This is a genomic window from Priestia iocasae, from assembly GCF_016909075.1.
In the GTDB taxonomy this organism is placed as follows: Bacteria; Bacillota; Bacilli; order Bacillales; family Bacillaceae_H; genus Priestia; species Priestia iocasae.
The window spans coordinates 437,580-458,436 of the sequence record NZ_JAFBFC010000001.1 but is presented as its reverse complement, the minus strand read 5'-3'; the positions used below and the strand labels follow the sequence as shown (position 1 = coordinate 458,436).

The following is a 20,857-nucleotide window of genomic DNA, read 5'->3' as shown; positions in this document are numbered from 1 at the left end:
TAACGTACAACTTTTCTCTTTTTATTTATTCATGAAAAAAGGGGGGTGAATGTTTGAATGAAAATTTCATCTATTAAATAGTTACTTGCTTATTACGCTCATTTTCAAGAGTAGAGTTATATTTTGCTCGTTTTAAATATTGACCATATCCTTGTTTGCCTACATATTTCTTATCTTTTACAACAAACTCACCACGGCATAAAACAGAAATTGGCTCGCCTGTTACATTCATTCCTTCAAATGCATTGTAATCAACAGCCATATGATGCGTTTTAACTGAAATGGTTCGCTCTACATTTGGATCAAAGATGATAAGGTCTGCATCCGCTCCGACTGATATGGTTCCTTTTTTAGGATGCAATCCAAAGAGTTTTGCAATTCGTGTCGAAGTTATATCGACGAATTGATTCAGGGTAATTCTTCCTTTTTTAACTCCCTCTGAAAAGAGAATGGTTAAGCGATCTTCGATCATCGGGCCACCATTTGGAATCTTTGTAAAATCACCACGTCCAAGCTCTTTTTGGCCTTCAAAATCAAAAGAGCATTGATCAGATCCAAGTGTTTGTAAATCTCCGTTTCGCAGTGCATTCCATAGCGCATCTTGATGCCATTTTTCTCTAAGTGGTGGAGACCACACATACTTCGCCCCTTCAAAATTCGGTTTTTCGAGGTACGTTTGATCTAAAGCGAGGTACTGAGGGCATGTTTCACCCCATACATTAATTCCTTGTTTTCTCGCCTTGGCAATTTCTTCAACGGCTTGAGCACATGAAACATGCACCACGTATAATTGAGAATTTGCCAATCCTGTAAACTGTGATGCTCTCCCCGTTGCTTCTCCCTCTATTTCAGGAGGACGAGTGAGTGCATGATAAATTGGATCTGTATTTCCTTGTTCTAGTGCTTGCTTCGTTAAATAGTCAATAACATCTCCATTTTCTGCATGTACCATAACGAGTGCACCTAAATCTTTCGCTGCTACAAGTGTACGGAATAATGTTTCATCATCGGCTTGAAGAACATTTTTATATGCCATAAATACTTTAAATGAAGTAATGCCTTCTTCATCTATTACCGTTGGCAACTCATCTAAGACGGCATCTGTCATCTCTCCAATCATGAGATGGAAGCTATAATCGATTGAAGCTTTGCTTTTTGCCTTTTCATGCCACGTTTTAATTGCATTTTTCAATGGTTCTCCTTTATTCGTTAAACAAAAATCAATAACAGTTGTCGTTCCACCAAATGCAGCTGCAATCGTTCCCGTTTCAAAATCATCTTTTGTAATTGTTCCACCAAACGGCATATCTAAATGGGTATGGGGATCAATACCCCCAGGGAAAATGTAATGACCTTTTGCATCAATAACCTCACAGTTCGTTTCATCAAATTGCTGGCCAATAGACGCAATCACACCATTCTCAATTAACAAATCACCACGATACGTATCAGAAGCAGTTACAATTAAGCCATTTTTAATAATTTTCTTCATATGAAAGCCCCCTATTTTAGTACATCGATTTCACATTGTGATGTTTTTGCCAATGCAGTTTGACGTTCATTCCATGTCATTGGTGGATGTTCGCTTGCTACCTCAATCATCGAAATTGCATCATCGACAGGACATACAATTGAACACAAATTACAGCCTACACAATCTTCCTCTCTTACTTTTAAATAACTCTTTCCACTTGGGTCTTTTAACATATCAATACATTGATGAGACGTATCCTCACAAGCAATATGACATTTGTTGCAGTTAATACAGGTTTCAGTGTTAATTCTCGCTACTACTTTATAATTTAAATCTAAATCACCCCAGTCTGAGTACTTAGGGACAGCTCCTCCGACAATTTCACTCACACTTTCAATACCACGTTCGTCAAGGTACGTATTGAGTCCATCAATCATATCTTCTACAATGCGAAAACCATGGTGCATCGCGGCTGTACAAATTTGTACACCTGTTGCACCCATTAACATAAATTCAACAGCATCTCTCCAGTTTGATACTCCTCCCATACCTGAAATAGGAACGTTAATCCGTGAATTTCGTGCACATTCTCCTACCATATTTAAGGCAATAGGCTTTACTGCTGGACCACAGTAACCACCATGCGCACCTTTTCCACCAACATGGGGAATGGTGTTCCATGAATCAATGTCTACTCCAGCTAAACTATTAATTGTATTAATCATGCTCACAGCATCTGCTCCACCTTGAACAGCGGCTTCAGCTGTTACAGTGATATCTGTAATGTTAGGTGTTAACTTTACAATAACAGGCGTTTGAGCTACTTCTTTAGCCCAATACGTTTGACGTTCCACTAAGTCAGGTACTTGTCCGGAAGCTGCGCCCATTCCTCGCTCAGCCATCCCATGAGGACAGCCAAAGTTTAACTCTAATCCATCCACTCCAACATCTTCGACTCTTTTTACAATCTCATGCCACTTTTCTTGTTTTGGCTCTACCATTAAAGAAGCAATGATTGCATGATTTGGAAAGCGTTTTTTCGTTTCATAGATTTCCTTTAAATTCACTTCAAGTGGTCGATCTGTAATGAGCTCGATGTTATTAAATCCCGCAACACGCTGTCCATTAAAGCTCACAGCTGCAAATCGAGAAGAAACGTTTAAGATTGGATCTCCAAGCGTTTTCCAAACAGCTCCGCCCCATCCAGCTTCAAACGCTCTTTGCACTTGATATCCCGAATTTGTTGGAGGTGCAGATGCTAACCAAAATGGATTAGGTGATTGAATTCCTGCAAGGTTAATACGTAAATCAGCCATGATACAATTCCCCCTTTGTATGATTACACTGTTTCAACAATTTCTGGTGTGAGCTGTTGATGAATTGCACGCGCTGTTTCTTTACCTTGTTGTGCTGCAGTAACAACCATCGCTTCTCCTTGCCCTTTTCCAAAGATCGCATCTCCACAAGAGAATACGTTTAAATTTGATGTCTGAAACGTTTCTTTGTTTATCTTAATAACACCACCGTCATGTTCTAATTCAAATTGATCGATTAATGGTAAATGACGCTCTTGACCAATTGCTTTAATGACAGCATCTACTTCAAGTGTAAATTCAGATCCTTTCACTTCAACAGGGCGACGACGTCCATCTGAGTCGGGTTCACCTAGCTGCATTTTTACACATTCAATTTCAGTTACTTTACCGTTCTCATCTCCAATTATTCGTTTAGGAGCTGTTAACCACCTGAATTCCACACCATCTTGCTTTGCAAATTCATATTCAAAATCATAAGCGGTCATTTCTTCAGCTGTTCGGCGATAAAGAATTTTTACGTTTTCTGCTCCTAGACGAACGGAACAAGTCGCACCATCAATTGCTGTGTTACCTGCACCGATGACGACAACACGTTTACCCACAAAATCGGTTGTCAACTCATTCGTTTTTGTCGACTTCACAAATTCAATTGCATCATAAACGCCCTCAAGGTTTTCTCCTTCAATGCCGAGGTTCGGTACATTTGCCATTCCAACCGCTAAGACGACAGCGTCAAATTCTTCTAGTAATTGTTTAGGCGCAACATCTTTTCCAACTCGCGTATTCGTTTTTATTTCAACATCAAGGCTACGCACTTGATTCACTTCCCAATATGAAATATCTTTTGGTAAACGGAACGAAACGATGCCGTACGTATTTAATCCACCAGCTTCCTTTTCAGCTTCAAAAATGGTGACGCTATAGCCAAGAAGAGCAAGTTCTCTAGCAGTAGATAATCCAGCTGGTCCGGCCCCTACAATCGCTACTTTTTTACCATTTGATTCACCTTTCTCAAACAACACTTGGTGGTTTTTAATAGCCCAGTCTGTTGCATATCGTTGTAAATTCCCAATCATAATTGGTTTAGTCGAATGATTTAATACACATGCTCCTTCACATAACTCTTCAGTGGGACATACTCGTGCACAGCTCGCTCCCACAGGATTGGCTGTCATAATCGTTCTAGCTGATCCTTTTAAGTTACCTGAAGCAATTTTTTTAATAAAACTTGGAATATCAATGCTTGTTGGACATGCAGTAATACAAGGAGCATCATAACAATACAAACATCGATTTGCTTCCTCAAGAGCATCACGATTCGAAAGCCCTTTATGAACTTCATCAAAATTTTTCACTACATGTTGCAATGTGACTTGATCTTTTAAAGATGAACTCATTGAACCAGCCCCCTAAGTATGATAAATAGAAATTGCATTTTTATCGGAATGATATTTTCTTAATTAAAAGAACTATCTAAAACAGCATAATCCTTATTCCATATGAAAGTAGAAAGACGAAATGATGCTTATAGAAACGATTAAATAAATAAGAAGAGAGGTTGACTCAAAAAATGACCTCTAAAACATGGGAGACACTATTTATTGTGTATATGACATGTTGTCATGAATGTGAAGTGAGCAAACAAATTAGTCATTTCGTTCGTTGGAGTTTTTGAAAACGCTTACATATTTTTTTGTATCAAAATGAACAAATTTCCTATCTGAGAATAACTAACCTCCTTTTAAAATACTGATACATTACAATTATTTTACTTAAACAAGCTCAAAGAAACATTATACATTTTGTAAAAAAATTCAGACTATTTACTATTCATTGTGTAAAACAAAAAGAGAAGTATACATGTGTACACTTCTCTTTCTATCCTTAATTTCCTGCTACTTCTTGAATAATTGAAACGACTAATTCTGTCGTTTTCACAAGCTCCTCAATTGGCATTTTCTCATTTGTTGTATGAATTTCTTCATAGCCAACAGCTAAATTAACGGTTGGAATATCGAAACCAGCAATGACATTGGCATCACTTCCGCCACCGCTTGTTAGCAATTGAGATGAGCGTCCAATCTTTTCAACTGCCTGCTTTGCCACCTCAACTACGTGATCTCCTTCACCAAATTTGAAGCCTGGATACATAACATTGATTTCTACTTCAGCACGTCCACCAAATTCAGCAGCCGTAGATTCAAATGCTTCTTTCATTTTTTGTACTTGTGCTTCCATTTTTTCAGGAACTAATGAGCGAGCTTCGGCTAAAATGTCTACACGATCACACACGATATTTGTCTGTGTACCACCTTCAAAACGACCAATATTCGCTGTTGTTTCGTTATCAATTCGTCCTAGAGGCATTTTTGAAATTGCTTTTGCCGCTAGTGTAATTGCTGACACTCCTTTTTCAGGTGCCACGCCAGCATGAGCAGTTTTTCCAAAGATTGTTGCCTTTACTTTCGCTTGTGTTGGAGCTGCTACAATGATATTTCCTACTTTTCCATCACTGTCGAGGGCATAACCAAACTTAGCCGTAACAAGCTTTGGATCTAAAGCTTTTGCTCCTACTAAACCAGACTCTTCTCCAACCGTAATAATAAATTGAATCGTTCCGTGTGCAATGTTGTTTTCTTTTAACACTTGAATTGCTTCAAGCATTGCTGCTAATCCTGTTTTATCATCCGCACCTAAAATCGTTGTCCCATCTGTCACAACATAACCATCTTGGATAGACGGTTTCACTCCCTTACCTGGTACAACCGTATCCATATGAGATGTAAAGTAGATTGAATCTACTTCTTCTTTCGTTCCTTTAAGTGTACAGATTAAGTTACCTGCTCCATGACCAGTTATACTTGTTGTATCATCCTCGATTACGTCAACACCAAGAGCTGTAAATTTTCCCTTTAATACCTTTGCAATTTCTGTTTCATATTTTGTTTCTGAGTCAATTTGTACTAACTCTAAAAATAAATCAACAAGACGCTGTTCGTTTACCATATTATGTATCCCTCCAAAAAACTAACCTTACAATGGTATGTTACCATGTTTTTTCCGTGGACGCTCTTCCTTTTTATTTTGCAACATATCAAGAGCTTGTATAAGTTTAATTCGTGTATCTCGAGGATCAATGACATCATCTACCATTCCTAATCTCGCAGCTACATATGGGTTCGCGAACTTTTCACGATATTCCTCGATTTTCTCTGCTCTAGTTACTTCTGGGTTTTCACTGCTATTAATTTCTTGAGCAAAAATGATATTAGCAGCTCCTTGAGGACCCATTACAGCAATCTCTGCATTTGGCCATGAGTAGACGATGTCTGCACCAATAGACTTACTGTTCAATGCCACATAAGCTCCTCCATAAGCTTTGCGTAAAATTACTGTAATTTTAGGAACAGTCGCTTCTGAATACGCATACAAAATTTTCGCACCGTGTCGAATAATTCCTCCATGCTCTTGTTTAACACCTGGGAAAAACCCTGTCACGTCTTCAAATGTAATGAGCGGGATATTGAACGAGTCACAGAAACGAATAAAACGAGCTGCTTTATCCGATGAATTAATATCTAGCCCTCCAGCCATTACTTTTGGTTGATTACAAACTAATCCGACTACATGTCCATCAATCCTTGCTAATCCAATGACAATGTTTTTTGCAAAATCTTTTTGAACTTCTAAAAATGAGTTCTCATCTACAACTTGTTCAATGACTTTTCTTACATCATACGGGCGAATCGCATCAAACGGTATCACATCAATTAAATCAGGACGGTAATTTGAATCAATATCAAAAGGCTGCATCGGTGGCTTTTCTTCATTATTCTGCGGCAAATAGCTTAATAATAAACGTACACCTGCGAGTACTTCCTCCTCCGTTTCCGCAGAAAAGTGAGCATTTCCACTAATTTCATTGTGAACTTTTGCACCACCTAGATCTTCTGCTGTGATCTTCTCTCCTGTTACCGTTTCAATTACTTTTGGACCTGTAATGAACATTTGACTTGTCTTTTCCACCATGAAAACAAAATCTGTAATGGCTGGTGAATAAACGGCTCCACCGGCACAAGGACCCATAATAACAGAAATTTGCGGAATTACTCCTGAATAAATGGAGTTACGATAAAAGATTTGGCCATATCCGTCTAATGAAACTACTCCTTCTTGAATTCGTGCTCCACCCGAATCATTTAGCCCAATAAAAGGGACACCTGTCTTTGCAGCTAAGTCCATAACATAGGCAATTTTTTTCGCGTGCATCTCTCCTAAGGCTCCACCGAACACAGTGAAATCTTGAGAAAACAAATACACTGGACGACCATGGATTTTTCCATATCCTGTGACAACTCCATCTCCTGGTCCTTTTTTATCTTTTAAGCCAAAATCGTTGCAACGATGTTCAATAAATGGGTTAAGCTCCACAAAGCTATCATAATCCACCAGTAAGTCAATTCTTTCTCGAGCAGTTAGCTTTCCTTTATTATGCTGCTTATTAATTTTATCATCTCCGCCTCCTAATTCCACTTGACGGCGATAGTCATATAATTCATTTAACTTTTCATAAATATCAATCATGTGTTAGTCCCCCTTTGTTTGCTTTTCACATAATTCATACAAAATCCCTTTTGTAGAAGCTGGGTGAATAAATGCAATATTTGCGCCCGCTGCCCCTTTTCGAGGTTGTTCGTCAATCATACGAATTCCTTCTGTTTTGAGTTGAGTAATTCGTTCCTCAATACTCGTGACACCAAAAGCTATATGATGGACGCCTTCTCCCTTTTTATCTAAATACTTTTGAATGGGGCTGTCTGATGATAATGGCTCTAGTAATTCAATTTTCGTTTCCCCAGCTTGTAAAAAGGCGACTTTTACTTTTTGCGTTTCGACTGTTTCTTCTCCCATTAGTGAAAGTCCTAACGTTTGTTCGTAAAATGGAATGGCTTCTTTAATTGATTTAACAGCAATCCCTATATGATCCACCTTGTTTACCATACCTTCTCCCCCTTGTTGCCTTCTCAACAGAACTAATATATATCTTCTCGGTGAATCGACAATATCCTGCAAAGTTATGACTTGGTGTTTAAAAAATCCTGTTTTACACTTGCTTGTCCTCGTGCAAAAATATGTGTAAAATATAAACAAACAAAGGCTTGAGGAGGCTTTTATGTCAAATAAAAAAATGCAAAAAATCATTGTTTTTCTTATGCTAGGTACAATGGTGTTAACAACACTTTTAGCCGGCTTAACAATGTGGATGTAAATTCATCATTGAAAGAAGTTCCGTATTTTATATGGAAACTTCTCTAAAATACGAGTACAAAAAAAGGTGTAGGAACAGTCACTGCGTGACTTCCTACACCTTTTTTTATTACAGCCCTCGTTCTTTGACAATCTCTTCAAACGATTGATTAGACTTTACTATTAAAATTTTTGCCCCTATCGGTATCTTTTCGTAAAGCTCTTCCACTTGTTCTTTTTGCATACGAATACATCCATTTGAAACGAATTTCCCGATAGAGTCTGGTTGATTCGTACCATGAACTCCATAGATTCGCCCATCTGTTTCTCTCGCATCAAAGCCAATCCACCTTGTGCCAAGTGGATTTTCTGGGGATCCACCTTCTATCTTTCCCCGACGATAATAAGGGTTTTTCGCTTTCACTACAACGGTAAACTCTCCTTCTGGTGTTAAGTCCTCTGTCTTGCCTGTCGCTACTTTAGAAACACGTTCAACGTGTCCATTTTGAATATAGGCAAGCTCATTTGTTTGTTTATTAACAATAACAAAAGGGTCTCCAGACAAAGGATTTTCTCCTAAAGGCCAGATTGGTGACATCATTGTAACAAGAAGAATCAAGAAAATGTTCATATGCCCACCGCCTTCTGATGTAGATAATAAAGACAAACATAGAGAATCCATTCTTTGACTCTCTATGTTATCTTTTACGCTATTTCATATTATTCGTAAGAAGGCAAATGACCATGCATCGTAACTTAATCTAATTTTAAAGATGTTTTAATGACTAAGTATTGTTCAATTTCTTTTACAAAATGAAGCAAGTCGGCTCTTGCCTCAAATTCCTCTCGCGTTTGAGGTAACGGCATCTCTTTGAACTCTTCTCGTAACTGTTCAAGTTTAATTAAAAATAGTTTAGCTGTATTTCCAGGGTGTACAGATAAACTGAGCTCCTCCAAAAAGTCTGCAATCATATAGCGTTGATCAAATAATGGATCAATGGATGTGACTAATGGTAGTGCCCGCTCAATAATTTCAAATTGTTTTTCTCTAATTTTAAAGTAATGATAGTAGTAATTCTCAGAACGCATAAAATGATTCTCAACATCTCGGAAAGATAAACTTTTTGCTTCCTCTAGAATTCTTGCTGTTTCTGTAATTTCTTTTCCAGTCCAATGTGTTTCGTTTGTACGTAAATAATCAGCAATTTCTTTTAAGATGTTCCGAAAATTACGTTCCAATTGCTTTTGATATTGCTTTAACTTATCATCTAGACTTGGCATATAAAGGTTAACTACTAGCGCAACGCCAATCCCGATAATAATTAAGCCAAATTCATTAAATACAACTCCCCACGTCATATCTGCCTCTGAATAAATATGAAGAATAATAACTGAGCTTGTCACAATTCCTTCCTTTGCTTTTGTAATTACAGTTGTCGGGATAAAAAATAGCAACATAAGACCGATGACAAGTGGATGATAGCCAATTCCTTCAAAAAAGACAAATGAAAATAAAATAGCTAATGAACAGGCAATAAATCGCTGTGAGGCACTTTGAAGTGATTTCTTTTTGGAGTTTTGAATGCAAAGGATCGTAATAATACCTGCTGAAGAGAAATAGCTCAGTTCAAAAAACTGAGCAATAATAATTGCTAGAGATGTACCAATTGCTGTCTTTAATGTTCGATATCCAATTTTAAATTTTATCATTCACAAAGCTCCTACATTCATGATTAATTCATGTTTATTATAAATAGACATATTAATATTTATTAGCACATGTGTAAAGCATACAATAGATTAAACTTTTATGAACGCCTAATCAAAAAAGATGAGTCAGCCCTTTTAACATGGCCTACTCATCTTTAAGTGTTACTTATAAAACTTTTTGTAAAAAGAGCCTCGCACGCTCACTTTTTGGTGAAGTAAAAAACTCTTGTGGATGTGCCTCTTCTACTAGAGAGCCTTCATCAAGGAATAGCACACGATCTGCCACCTCTTTCGCAAAGCCCATTTCATGCGTGACGATAGCCATTGTCATCCCTGTATGTGCAAGTGACTTCATAACATCTAGCACTTCTTTTACCATCTCTGGATCTAACGCTGAAGTAGGTTCATCAAATAACATAACCTCTGGTGACATTGCTAACGCACGTGCGATGGCTACACGTTGCTTTTGTCCTCCAGATAAGCGATTTGGATATTCATTCGCTTTTTCTGAAAGCCCTACTTTTTTTAATAGCTCATGTGCGTTCTTCTCCGCTTCTGCTTTTGACACTTTTTTCACAGTCATTGGCGCATACGTTAAGTTTTCAATCACTGTCATGTGAGGAAATAAGTGAAAATGCTGAAACACCATTCCCACATTCTCGCGTACTTTCATGATATTTGTCTTAGCACCTGTAATTTCTTGCTCTTTCACAACTATTTGTCCGCTAGTCGGTTCCTCCAGCATGTTAATACAGCGTAGAAATGTAGACTTCCCTGATCCTGAAGGGCCGATAATAGCAACCACTTCACCCTCTTTAATCGTTGTCGAGATTCCTTTTAACACTTCATTTTTCCCAAATGATTTGTGTAACTTCTCAATTTTAATCACTTTTTCTCATTCTCCTCTCGACCGCTTTCCCAAGGAGCGTTAAGCCCATGACCATAATGTAATAAATTAATCCAGCAAACAACAAAGGTTCAAAATACTTATATGTTTGTCCACCAACAATGTATGAGCGACGCATAATATCAGCTACACCAATAACCGTAACGACAGCCGACTCTTTTGTGAGTGTAATAAATTCATTCATTAAGGCAGGTAAGATGTTCTTTAACCCTTGAGGTAGGATAATGTGACGCATCATCTTTTTATAAGGAATGCCCAATGCCATGGCTGCTTCTCGTTGTCCTTTATCTACAGCCAAAATCCCAGCACGAATGACCTCTGAAATGTAGGCAGCCGAGTTTAAACCGAAGGCTAAAACAGCCGCTGGATATGCATCTATATCGAATCCAACGATTTGCGGTGCTCCATAATAGATAATTAGCAGCTGCAAGATAAGTGGTGTACCACGAAAAATAGATGTATAGATATCCGCTAACCACTTTAACACCTTTATTCGTCCAATTTTGAATAAAGCTAGTATAATCCCTAGTGCAAAACCAACAGCTGCTGCCGCTAAAACAATTTGTAATGTTACCCATATCCCTTTTAGTATGTAAGGGATTGAGGGCACAATTTGCGTGAAGTCCAAATTCATGCCCATTGCCCGTCCTCTCTTAATCTAAGTTTTCATGGTTTTTACTAAAGAAAGTAACTCAATTAAGTAGATATATACCTGAGTGATTTCTATCCTTACTCTTCTCCACCAAACCATTTCACAATTAGTTCTTCAAGCTCTCCATTTTCTTTCATTTCATTTAATTCGCGATTAAAGTCTTCTGTTAACTCGCTACCTTTTGGAAATGAAATAGCTGATCCCGCGTCACCATCTTCGCCTTCTTCTAGAACAAAGCCTTCAATTTCGTTATTCTCCAAGTAGCCTTTTGCTACTGTATCTTCAATAATAATGGCATCAAATCGATTTGAATTGATTTCTTGAACTAGCTCTGGGATACGGTTACGATTCTCAACTGTAAGGCTTAATTCCTCCGCTAGCTCTTCTGCTTTACCTTCTTGAATAGATGCAACTTGCACCCCTATTTTTTTACCTTTTAAGTCTTCTAATGTTTTAATATCGCTGCCTTTTTTCGTTACAATCATATGTTTAGCTGTGTAATAAACATCTGAGAAATCCACGTTTTTCTTTCGATCTTCTGTAGGTGTCATCCCTGCTAATACAAAGTCTACTTTCTCTGATTCTAATGCTGGAATTAATCCATTAAAATCAATGTCTTCAATCTTAACTTCATATCCAAGCTCTCCTGCGATTGCCTTCGCTAAATCAACATCAAAACCAATAATCTCATCACTTACTGCTGTGTCAATGTACTCAAATGGTGCATAGTCAGCAGATGTCCCCATCTTCAATACTTTTTTCCCATCTCCACTCGTTTCGTCACTTCCTGTTCCACAACCTGCTAACAAACTGGTAGTCAAAACCGCTGCCATTCCTAACGAAAACCACTTTTTCATTTTATTTCCCCCTATGAATCTATTATTTTTCTAAAAATTAATAATATTATGAAATAAGTTTTAGATTATTTCAAGTAGTTACCAAAAAATAAATTTTTATTCAACTAACTGTATTCTAACACACTTTTATATTTATGCAATGTAATTTCTAAATATAAATTATATGTTTTGAAAATAATATTAAGAAAGAGAGGAGAACGAGTTCTCCTCTCTTTCTTAATATTACAAGATTGCTATACACATATTTTCATATGCATTATCCTTTTGAATTTAACTGTATAAAAACTGAATAAATAAAAACCGCATAAAATGCGGTTTTTAAACTTCTTCACAATGGTTTTCAAAATTTTCTTGTAGCTTAGAAACAACTGACATTGGATCGTGACCTTCAATTTCGTGACGCTCAACCATTGTAATAATTTTTCCGTCTTTTAATAAAGCAAAAGAAGGAGAAGAAGGTGGATATCCTTCAAAGTATTCACGAGCTCTTGCTGTCGCTTCTTTATCTTGACCTGCAAATACCGTCACTAATTGAGTAGGACGCTTATCATAGTGGACAGAATGAGCAGCAGCTGGTCTTGCAATTCCTCCTGCACATCCACAAACTGAGTTCACCATCACTAATGTAGTTCCTGGCTTTTTGAACGCTTCATCCACCTCTTCAGGTGTTGTTAACTCTGTATATCCAGCAGCAACAATTTCTTGACGTGCTTGTCGTACAACATCATTCATAAATAAATTAAAATCAATATTCATGTAAAAGACCTCCTTGTTGATTACTACTTTCTATCATAGCAATTGTAAACGATTTATTTCAACTAAAAAAGAACGATTCAACGTGTTTAATAAAAATAATTTTGGCTATACTATAACTACATCTAGATCTATACCCCTAAACTCCCTAGCTAAGATGGCTGACTCTATGATATAGAGTCAGCCATTTTGTGTTTTTATGGTGCTATTTGTTATTTGAAGCTTTCTTCATATGCCAAAATTAATTGTTCCACTGCTTCAGAGACCGTACAATCTCCTTGTACAACTTCTATTTCAACCTTATTGATGCGCTCTCTAATCTGCTCTTTCCCATAAAAAGAGTCATGCAAGTAATCTGAAATCATCGCATTTAACCATGTTTTCATTTGTTGACGACGCTTTAAGGTAAAAGCATGTGTACGTTTTGAAAATGCTTCATAGTCTTGAATGTTCCTCCATAGTTCATCAATGTTCTCATTATACAATGCAGAACATGTCATAACAGTTGGACTCCATCCTTCTGTGCTTGGCTGAAGAAAATGAAGAAATCCTTCATATTCTACTTTCGTTTTTTCTGCTTTTCGTCGATTGTCTCCATCAGCTTTATTGATGCAAATAAGGTCGGCTAGTTCAATAATCCCTTTTTTGATTCCTTGTAAGTCATCTCCAGCCCCTGTTAAAGCAAGCAGTAAAAAAACATCTACCATACCTTTTACAATGGTTTCTCCTTGCCCTACTCCGACTGTTTCAACGATAATGACATCAAAACCAGCAGCTTCGCAAAGAAACATCGTTTCCCTTGTTTTACGATGTACACCCCCGAGCTTACCTTGAGATGGAGAAGGGCGAATAAATGCATTTTTTTCTTTCGATAACTCTTCCATTCTTGTTTTATCACCTAGTATACTTCCACCAGATAATGTACTACTTGGATCAATTGCAAGAACAGCCACCTTATGACCCTGTCTACATAAATACATACCGAGTGCTTCAATAAAGGTACTTTTACCTGCTCCAGGAACACCTGTAATACCAATTCGAATGGACTTACCTGAATAAGGATAAATAGCTTTTACTAATTCCTGTGCTGGTGAAAAGTGCTTTCGTGCATTACTCTCAATTAATGTAATTCCTTGCGCTAAGGCTGCACGGTCTTGTCGTAATATTGCTTCTACAAACTGGTCAGTTGTTCTCAGATTCCGCATGCGCAGACTCCTGTTCTTCAGCATTCAACCGCCTTTGAATCTCTTCAATAACTTGTATAGCTGCTTTTGGAATAACTGTTCCTGGGCCAAAAATAGCAGAAGCGCCATTAGCTAATAAAAACGGATAATCCTGCTGAGGAATAACGCCGCCAACAACTACGACAATATCGTCACGTCCATATTTTTTAAGTTCAGTAATTAATTGTGGTAGCAATGTTTTATGACCGGCTGCTAATGAGCTCATGCCAATAGCATGTACATCGTTTTCTACAGCTTGCAAAGCCGTTTCTTCAGGCGTTTGAAACAGTGGTCCAATGTCAACATCAAACCCTAAGTCTGCAAAAGCCGTGGAAATCACTTTTGCGCCTCGATCATGTCCATCTTGTCCCATCTTCGCAATTAAAATTCGTGGACGTCTTCCTTCTTCTTCAAGGAATTTTTCTGTTCGTTCCCGCACTTCTTCAATTTGCTTACCGTTAGCATATTCTGCACTATATACGCCGCTTATTGAGCGAATAACTGCTTTGTGACGACTTGCAACTTTTTCAATCGCTTCAGAAATTTCTCCTAATGTCGCTCGCACACGCGCTGCCTCAACCGCTAATTCAAGTAGATTGCCATTGCCAGTTTGAGCAGCTTCTGTAAGCGCCGCTAAAGCCTCTTGCACCTTGTCATTATCGCGATTTCTTCTTAATTGTTCTAGACGCTCTACTTGCTTTAAGCGAACCGCTGTATTGTCAATATCCAATATTTCTAATGGTTCCTCTTCATTTACTGGATATTGATTCACACCAATAATGACTTCTGCCCCCGAATCAATTTTCGCTTGTCTTCTCGCTGCTGCTTCTTCAATTCTCATTTTGGGGATGCCTGTTTCAATCGCTTTAGCCATACCACCTAGTTCTTCTATTTCTTCGAGGTGTTCCCACGCACGGTTCATAAGATCATTGGTGAGTGATTCAACATAATAAGAGCCACCCCACGGATCAATCACCGAACAAATCTCTGTTTCATCTTGCAAATAGAGCTGTGTATTACGAGCAATACGAGCTGAAAAATCAGTTGGTAAAGCAATCGCTTCATCAAGTGCATTTGTATGGAGTGATTGTGTATGTCCAAGCGTTGCTGCTAATGCTTCCACACAAGTTCGAACGACATTGTTGTAAGGGTCTTGTTCGGTTAGACTCCATCCAGATGTTTGAGAATGCGTACGTAACGCTAAAGACTTTGCATTTTTAGGGGTGAATTCTTTCATTAATTTTGCCCACAAAAGACGTGCCGCTCTCATTTTTGCAACTTCCATAAAGTAGTTCATCCCAATAGCCCAAAAGAATGATAAACGTGGCGCAAATGAGTCAATATCAATTCCTGCTTTTAAGCCCGTTCGTACATACTCTAAGCCATCCGCTAATGTATAAGCCAGTTCAAGATCTGCTGGAGCACCCGCTTCTTGCATATGATAGCCTGAAATACTAATACTATTAAACTTCGGCATATACTTGGACGTATATTCAAAAATATCCGCAATGATTTTCATCGACATCTCAGGTGGATAAATATACGTGTTACGAACCATATACTCTTTTAAAATATCATTTTGAATGGTTCCAGAAAGTTGTTCTTGTTTGACACCTTGTTCTTCCGCACTAACAATATAAAAAGCCATAATAGGTAATACAGCACCATTCATTGTCATCGAAACAGACATTTGATCAAGAGGGATACCATCAAATAAAATATTTGTATCTAATACAGAGTCAATGGCTACCCCTGCTTTTCCTACATCTCCTACAACACGAGGATGGTCTGAATCATATCCACGATGTGTCGCTAAATCAAATGCTACAGATAAACCTTTTTGTCCAGCTGCAAGGTTACGTCGATAAAAGGCGTTACTCTCTTCTGCTGTTGAATAGCCAGCATATTGACGAATGGTCCACGGACGATTTACATACATCGTTGAGTATGGTCCTCTTAAAAAAGGTGGCAGCCCTGGAAAGAATTTTAGAAAATCTAATTCTTTTATATCTTCTTTTGTGTATACAGGCTTAACTGCAATTTGTTCATTCGTATGAAACATATGGTCCTCAACTGTTTGATTCGTTTCATCCTCTACTCGCACTTTCCACTGTTCTTTCGTTGATTGCTTTGGTAATGTGAGTGAAAGAGATGAAAACACAGGTTTTTGATACATTTATTTCACCCCTAACTGATCTAGTAACTGATTCATTACCTGCACCGTGTTATCTTGTTCTGTTATGACACCACTTAAACCAGCCTGAACAAGAGATTGTTGCTCAATCCCTGTTGGTTGTCCAACGATGTAAAAAGGCTGGTTGTCACCCTTTACAAAGCTTAAGATATCGGCTAAAACGTCTTCATAATTTTCGCTCGTACCACACACTACAAAAGCATCGTATGGATGTTGTTTTATCCAATCAACAGCGTCGTAAGCAGAATGTAAGAGATGACTCGTTTCTACTTTCATGCCGCTCGATTGAACAAAAGATTGAGCAAAGTCTGCTCGTTGGTTTGTCAACCGCTCATTTGACAATAAAATGACACCAACTGTTAATGGATTCTCTCTAGTAGCATTCTCTTTGTCTACTCGCATTCTTAATTGTTCAAATAGCTCAGCCTTACGCCAGATTGGTAATAAAATTACTTCTTCACGCTCTGAATGAAGCTTTATATGCTCCATTACCGAACCTAACGTCGCACCTTTTAACAATGATTCTTTATACGCTGTAAGAAGGTCTTTATGTAAGTCGATTTCTTTTATATCTGTAGAATATTCTTGGCGATACTGCTTTAATGCTTCTACCCTGTTGCAAGCAAAATCATTCTGCCTTTCACTAATCTGCTCATTTAGGTTGGTGTAATGTGTAACGCCAACAATACGTTCTTTACGCTTTGAAATAGTCGATTGACGCTTTTCTAACGTTTCTGTTATTTGAGATTGTACAAATCCTTGTTTTAAAGACTCATACATTCCACCCTTACTCTCTATCTGTTGAAACAATTCCCAAGCTTTTTCAGCAAGTTGGTTTGTTAAGGATTCTACATACCAGGAACCACCTGCTGGATCAATCACCTTTGTTAAATGCGCTTCTTTTTGTAGAATTAATTGCGTGTTTCGAGCGATACGGTTCGAAAATTCTGAACAAGGTTGCAACAATGTATCATAAGGAGAAACATGCAAAGCATCTATTCCTCCTAATACAGCTGCAAAGGCCTCTACTGTACCACGTAACATATTGGTATGAGCGTCATATTTTGTTTTGGTTATTAGAGAAGTCTTCGCGTGGATAAATGGAGTGATCATGACCTCATCTTCTTTAAACGCACGAATGACATTTGTCCACAAGACTTTAAATGCACGTAGTTTGGCAACTTCCATAAAGAGATTAGAAGACACTGAGAATGAAATTGTCATGCGCTCTACTACCGCTTTTAATGATAAGCCTCTCTTTAAGCATTCATCGATATACTCTACTGCCGTTGCCATTACATAAGCTAGCTCTTGAACAGCATTTGCTCCACTATTATGATATGGATGACTAGTTACTAAGATTGTCTTTAATGAATTTTCTTGTAGAGAAGACCATTTTGTTATATCTGTCATATGGTCATACATCTTTTGAAGCTGAATAGGTGCTACGCCCATTTTTGCTATGGAGCCTAATGGATCCATTCCAATGGTGCCTGATAAAGATTTAAGGGAAATACCATGTTTTTCACAATAACCTGTTAATAGAGAAATAAATGGAAGAGAAGTAAACTGCGTATTAATAAAAAGCGGATACTCTGATAAAGATAAACCTTGAAATAGTTGTTCCATGTCTTGTAAATGACTAATAGAGACACCTTTTCCAATATCTCGCTCATCTGCAAAATCTGCATCGATGTAAGTAGATGTGGCATCATCTAAATGAAGGGCAATCATCGTTTGTCCTCTTTTTAAAGAAGAATGTAACAATTGATTACATTGCTTTGTGTCTGGAGCATCAATCTCTTGAGCTATTTCCCATCCCTTTTGTAGATAGCCTGAAGCTTTTGTTCCTCGCACATAAGAATCTTTTCCTGGTAAGTCGTCAACATATGTTAAATGTTGAATGTCCTCGAAACAATAAAGCGGTTTCAAAAAAATTCCTTCGTATGTTTCTTTTTGCAGAGAATCTAGACTTTTACCTTTTAATGTCTTCTCTACTTCCTGAATCCATCTTTCAACATTGACGTTTGAAAACTCATGAAATGATATATCTTTTACGTTCATTCCATTACCCCTTTACTTATAGAAAATTGTGTTCATTATTTAAAATTTTCTCTCTTTTTATCTTAATACAAAAAACCACAATCTATCAATACAAGAAAAGCGAAAGGGTGTGTCAAAAAGAGCAAAAACGCCCGACACACCCCAAAACACCAATTACTTACTAACCATTACACTTAATAGATGGATGTATGTTCTTTTGATGTATGTTCAATGATTTCTTTTACTCTAGCTAAAAATTTGCCACAAACAAGACCATCTAGTACACGGTGGTCTAACGACATGCATAGATTGACCATGTCTCTTACCGCAATCATTCCATTATCCATAACAACAGGTCGCTTCACAATCGATTCTACTTGTAAAATTGCAGCTTGCGGATAATTGATAATACCCATTGATTGAACAGAGCCAAATGATCCTGTATTATTTACGGTAAACGTACCACCTTGCATGTCCTCTGCTTTTAACTTTCCAGCTCGTACTTTCCCTGCTAAGTCTGCAATTTCACGCGCAATCCCTTTAATTGTTTTTTCATCTGCTTGTTTAATAACCGGAACAAACAAAGCATCATCTGTCGCTACTGCTATGGAAATATTAATATCTTTCTTTTGGATAATCTTATCTCCTGCCCACATTGAATTGATTTGTGGAAATTCTTTCAATGCTTGAGCAACAGCTTTTACGAAAAATGCAAAGTATGTTAAATTAAATCCTTCTTTTTGTTTGAAGTTGTCCTTTAAAGAATCACGATACGCAACTAAATTGGTCGCATCTACTTCAATCATTGTCCAAGCGTGAGGAGCTTCATGCTTACTGCGCTTCATATTTGCCGCAATCGCTTTTCGTATACCAGATACAGGAATTTCAATGTCGCCTACTGCTGATTCAATTGCTGGTAGAGATGATTGATTTGTAGTAGTTGAAGTAGCTTCAATTGACTTTTCTTCTACTATCTTCGTTGCTTGCACAGGCTCTTCGACTTTTGATTGTGGAATATTGCCACTTTCAACTAATGAAAGGATGTCTTTACGTGTAATTCTTCCACCAGCACCTGTTCCAGTTACTTGTTCTAAATCAATCCCATTTTCTTGAGCTAATCGAAGGACGGCAGGAGAATAGCGACGTTTATTCGATTGATCAGCATTCGCTTTTGGTTCTACTTTTTGCTCATCTTTTTTTGTAGCTGTAGAAGAACTAGATTCGTTGCTTTGACCTTCAATTTCAATTAAGCAAATAACTTCTCCAACCGGTAATGTAGCATCTTCACTTGCAATTAATTCTTTAATTGTTCCACTGAAAGACGAAGGGATTTCAGCATTTACTTTATCGGTCATCACTTCAGCTAACGGGTCATATTTATTTACTTTATCTCCTACAGATACAAGCCATTTACTAATTGTTCCTTCTGTTACACTTTCACCTAGCTGTGGCATAGTAATTCTTTCAATTGCCAATGTGATAACCTCCTTTAAAATTCAGCTAATTCGCGCATTGCTTTTTCTACTTTATCAGGGTTTACCATAAAGTATTTTTCCATCGTTGGTGCGTACGGCATAGCCGGAATATCTGGTCCTGCTAAGCGCTTGATTGGTGCATCTAAGTCAAACAAACAATTCTCTGCAATAATTGCAGCCACTTCTCCCATGATGCTACCTTCTTTATTATCCTCTGTCACTAACAAGACTTTGCCTGTTTTCGATGCTGCTTCCATAATTGCTTCTTTATCTAAAGGATAAACTGTACGCAAGTCTAAAATATGAGCTGATATCCCATCTGCCGCTAACTTTTCAGCTGCTTGTAATGCAAAGTGTACACAAAGCCCATATGTAATGACTGTAATGTCTTCCCCTTCACGCTTGACATCCGCTTTACCAATTGGTAATACGTAATCATCTTCCGGAACTTCTCCTTTAATCAAACGGTATGCACGCTTATGCTCAAAGAATAAAACAGGGTCTTCATCGCGAATGGCTGCTTTTAATAACCCTTTGACATCATAAGGGGTAGAAGGCATAACGATTTTTAATCCAGGCTGATTGGCAAAGATCGCTTCAACCGATTGAGAATGATAAAGTGCACCATGAACGCCACCGCCATACGGAGCGCGAATTGTAATTGGACAATTCCAATCATTATTTGAACGATAACGGATTCTAGCTGCTTCAGAGATAATTTGGTTAACAGCTGGCATGATGAAATCAGCAAATTGCATTTCAGCGATTGGCTTCATCCCGTACATAGCCGCTCCAATCCCAACACCGGCAATCGCAGATTCAGCTAGCGGTGTATCTATGACACGCGCTTCTCCAAACTGCTCATATAATCCATTTGTTGCTTTGAAAACGCCTCCTTTTAGACCTACATCTTCCCCTAATACAAATACACGTGAATCACGTTCCATTTCTTCACGAATGGCCATTGTCACAGCATCAATATATGAAATCACTGGCATAGAAGGTT

At 37.9% G+C, this 20,857-nt stretch carries 18 protein-coding genes; 1 reads left to right on the top strand and 17 read right to left on the bottom strand.

Annotated features, from left to right (window positions below):
- Positions 1 to 73: 73 nt before the first annotated feature.
- The 6 genes from hydA to mce all read right to left on the bottom strand — a co-directional run bounded on the left by hydA (position 74) and on the right by mce (position 7,791).
- Positions 74 to 1,492 carry a dihydropyrimidinase gene (hydA, locus tag JOC83_RS02280; protein WP_205183148.1) on the bottom strand — a complete coding sequence of 473 codons (1,419 nt, stop codon included), beginning with the start codon at positions 1,490 to 1,492 and terminating at the stop codon, positions 74 to 76.
- 11 nt (positions 1,493 to 1,503) lie between these two features.
- Positions 1,504 to 2,790 (bottom strand): NAD-dependent dihydropyrimidine dehydrogenase subunit PreA, encoded by a 1,287-nt coding sequence (preA, locus tag JOC83_RS02275; RefSeq protein ID WP_205183144.1) that lies wholly within the window; start codon positions 2,788 to 2,790, stop codon positions 1,504 to 1,506.
- Between the two features lie 23 nt (positions 2,791 to 2,813).
- Entirely contained in the window at positions 2,814 to 4,187 is a 1,374-nt protein-coding gene (locus JOC83_RS02270) for an NAD(P)-dependent oxidoreductase (RefSeq protein WP_205183141.1), read from the bottom strand.
- Between the two features lie 487 nt (positions 4,188 to 4,674).
- On the bottom strand, positions 4,675 to 5,796 hold the full coding sequence (locus tag JOC83_RS02265) for a tripeptidase T (protein WP_205183138.1): 1,122 nt from the start codon (positions 5,794 to 5,796) through the stop codon (positions 4,675 to 4,677).
- Between the two features lie 27 nt (positions 5,797 to 5,823).
- Entirely contained in the window at positions 5,824 to 7,374 is a 1,551-nt protein-coding gene (locus tag JOC83_RS02260) for an acyl-CoA carboxylase subunit beta (protein WP_205183135.1), read from the bottom strand.
- A 3-nt stretch (positions 7,375 to 7,377) separates the two neighbouring features.
- Positions 7,378 to 7,791, bottom strand: a complete 414-nt coding sequence (gene mce, locus JOC83_RS02255; protein WP_205183132.1) for a methylmalonyl-CoA epimerase — start codon at positions 7,789 to 7,791, stop codon at positions 7,378 to 7,380.
- A 172-nt stretch (positions 7,792 to 7,963) separates the two neighbouring features.
- On the opposite strand from mce, the gene prli42 reads away from it, so the two are divergent.
- Positions 7,964 to 8,059 (top strand): stressosome-associated protein Prli42, encoded by a 96-nt coding sequence (gene prli42, locus JOC83_RS02250; RefSeq protein ID WP_205183129.1) that lies wholly within the window; start codon positions 7,964 to 7,966, stop codon positions 8,057 to 8,059.
- Positions 8,060 to 8,167: 108 nt separating this feature from the next.
- On the opposite strand, the gene JOC83_RS02245 is transcribed toward prli42, so the two are convergent.
- The 11 genes from JOC83_RS02245 to JOC83_RS02195 all read right to left on the bottom strand — a co-directional run bounded on the left by JOC83_RS02245 (position 8,168) and on the right by JOC83_RS02195 (position 20,849).
- Positions 8,168 to 8,668: a L,D-transpeptidase gene (locus JOC83_RS02245; RefSeq protein ID WP_205183118.1), complete on the bottom strand. Its 501-nt coding sequence runs from the start codon at positions 8,666 to 8,668 to the stop codon at positions 8,168 to 8,170.
- A 125-nt stretch (positions 8,669 to 8,793) separates the two neighbouring features.
- Positions 8,794 to 9,744, bottom strand: a complete 951-nt coding sequence (locus tag JOC83_RS02240; protein ID WP_378912576.1) for an aromatic acid exporter family protein — start codon at positions 9,742 to 9,744, stop codon at positions 8,794 to 8,796.
- A 169-nt stretch (positions 9,745 to 9,913) separates the two neighbouring features.
- Entirely contained in the window at positions 9,914 to 10,636 is a 723-nt protein-coding gene (locus JOC83_RS02235) for an ATP-binding cassette domain-containing protein (protein ID WP_205183114.1), read from the bottom strand.
- Complete coding sequence (locus tag JOC83_RS02230; RefSeq protein ID WP_205184759.1) at positions 10,629 to 11,288, bottom strand: amino acid ABC transporter permease; 660 nt, start codon at positions 11,286 to 11,288, stop codon at positions 10,629 to 10,631. Before JOC83_RS02230 ends, JOC83_RS02235 begins: the two co-directional genes overlap by 8 nt.
- A 95-nt stretch (positions 11,289 to 11,383) precedes the next feature.
- Positions 11,384 to 12,163, bottom strand: a complete 780-nt coding sequence (locus JOC83_RS02225) for a transporter substrate-binding domain-containing protein (protein WP_205183111.1) — start codon at positions 12,161 to 12,163, stop codon at positions 11,384 to 11,386.
- Between the two features lie 318 nt (positions 12,164 to 12,481).
- A complete protein-coding gene (locus JOC83_RS02220) occupies positions 12,482 to 12,919 on the bottom strand; it encodes a BrxA/BrxB family bacilliredoxin (protein WP_205183108.1) in 438 nt (145 codons plus the stop codon).
- A 209-nt stretch (positions 12,920 to 13,128) separates the two neighbouring features.
- A complete protein-coding gene (gene meaB, locus JOC83_RS02215; protein ID WP_239583268.1) occupies positions 13,129 to 14,121 on the bottom strand; it encodes a methylmalonyl Co-A mutase-associated GTPase MeaB in 993 nt (330 codons plus the stop codon).
- Positions 14,099 to 16,315, bottom strand: coding sequence for a methylmalonyl-CoA mutase (scpA, locus tag JOC83_RS02210; RefSeq protein ID WP_205183102.1), 2,217 nt, complete (start codon positions 16,313 to 16,315; stop codon positions 14,099 to 14,101). The genes meaB and scpA overlap by 23 nt, the downstream gene beginning before the upstream one ends.
- Positions 16,316 to 18,397, bottom strand: coding sequence for an acyl-CoA mutase large subunit family protein (locus JOC83_RS02205; RefSeq protein WP_205183099.1), 2,082 nt, complete (start codon positions 18,395 to 18,397; stop codon positions 16,316 to 16,318). It abuts the gene before it with no gap.
- Positions 18,398 to 18,570: 173 nt separating this feature from the next.
- Entirely contained in the window at positions 18,571 to 19,851 is a 1,281-nt protein-coding gene (locus tag JOC83_RS02200; RefSeq protein WP_205183096.1) for a dihydrolipoamide acetyltransferase family protein, read from the bottom strand.
- A gap of 14 nt (positions 19,852 to 19,865) precedes the next feature.
- Complete coding sequence (locus JOC83_RS02195; RefSeq protein WP_205183093.1) at positions 19,866 to 20,849, bottom strand: alpha-ketoacid dehydrogenase subunit beta; 984 nt, start codon at positions 20,847 to 20,849, stop codon at positions 19,866 to 19,868.
- Positions 20,850 to 20,857: the final 8 nt, after the last annotated feature.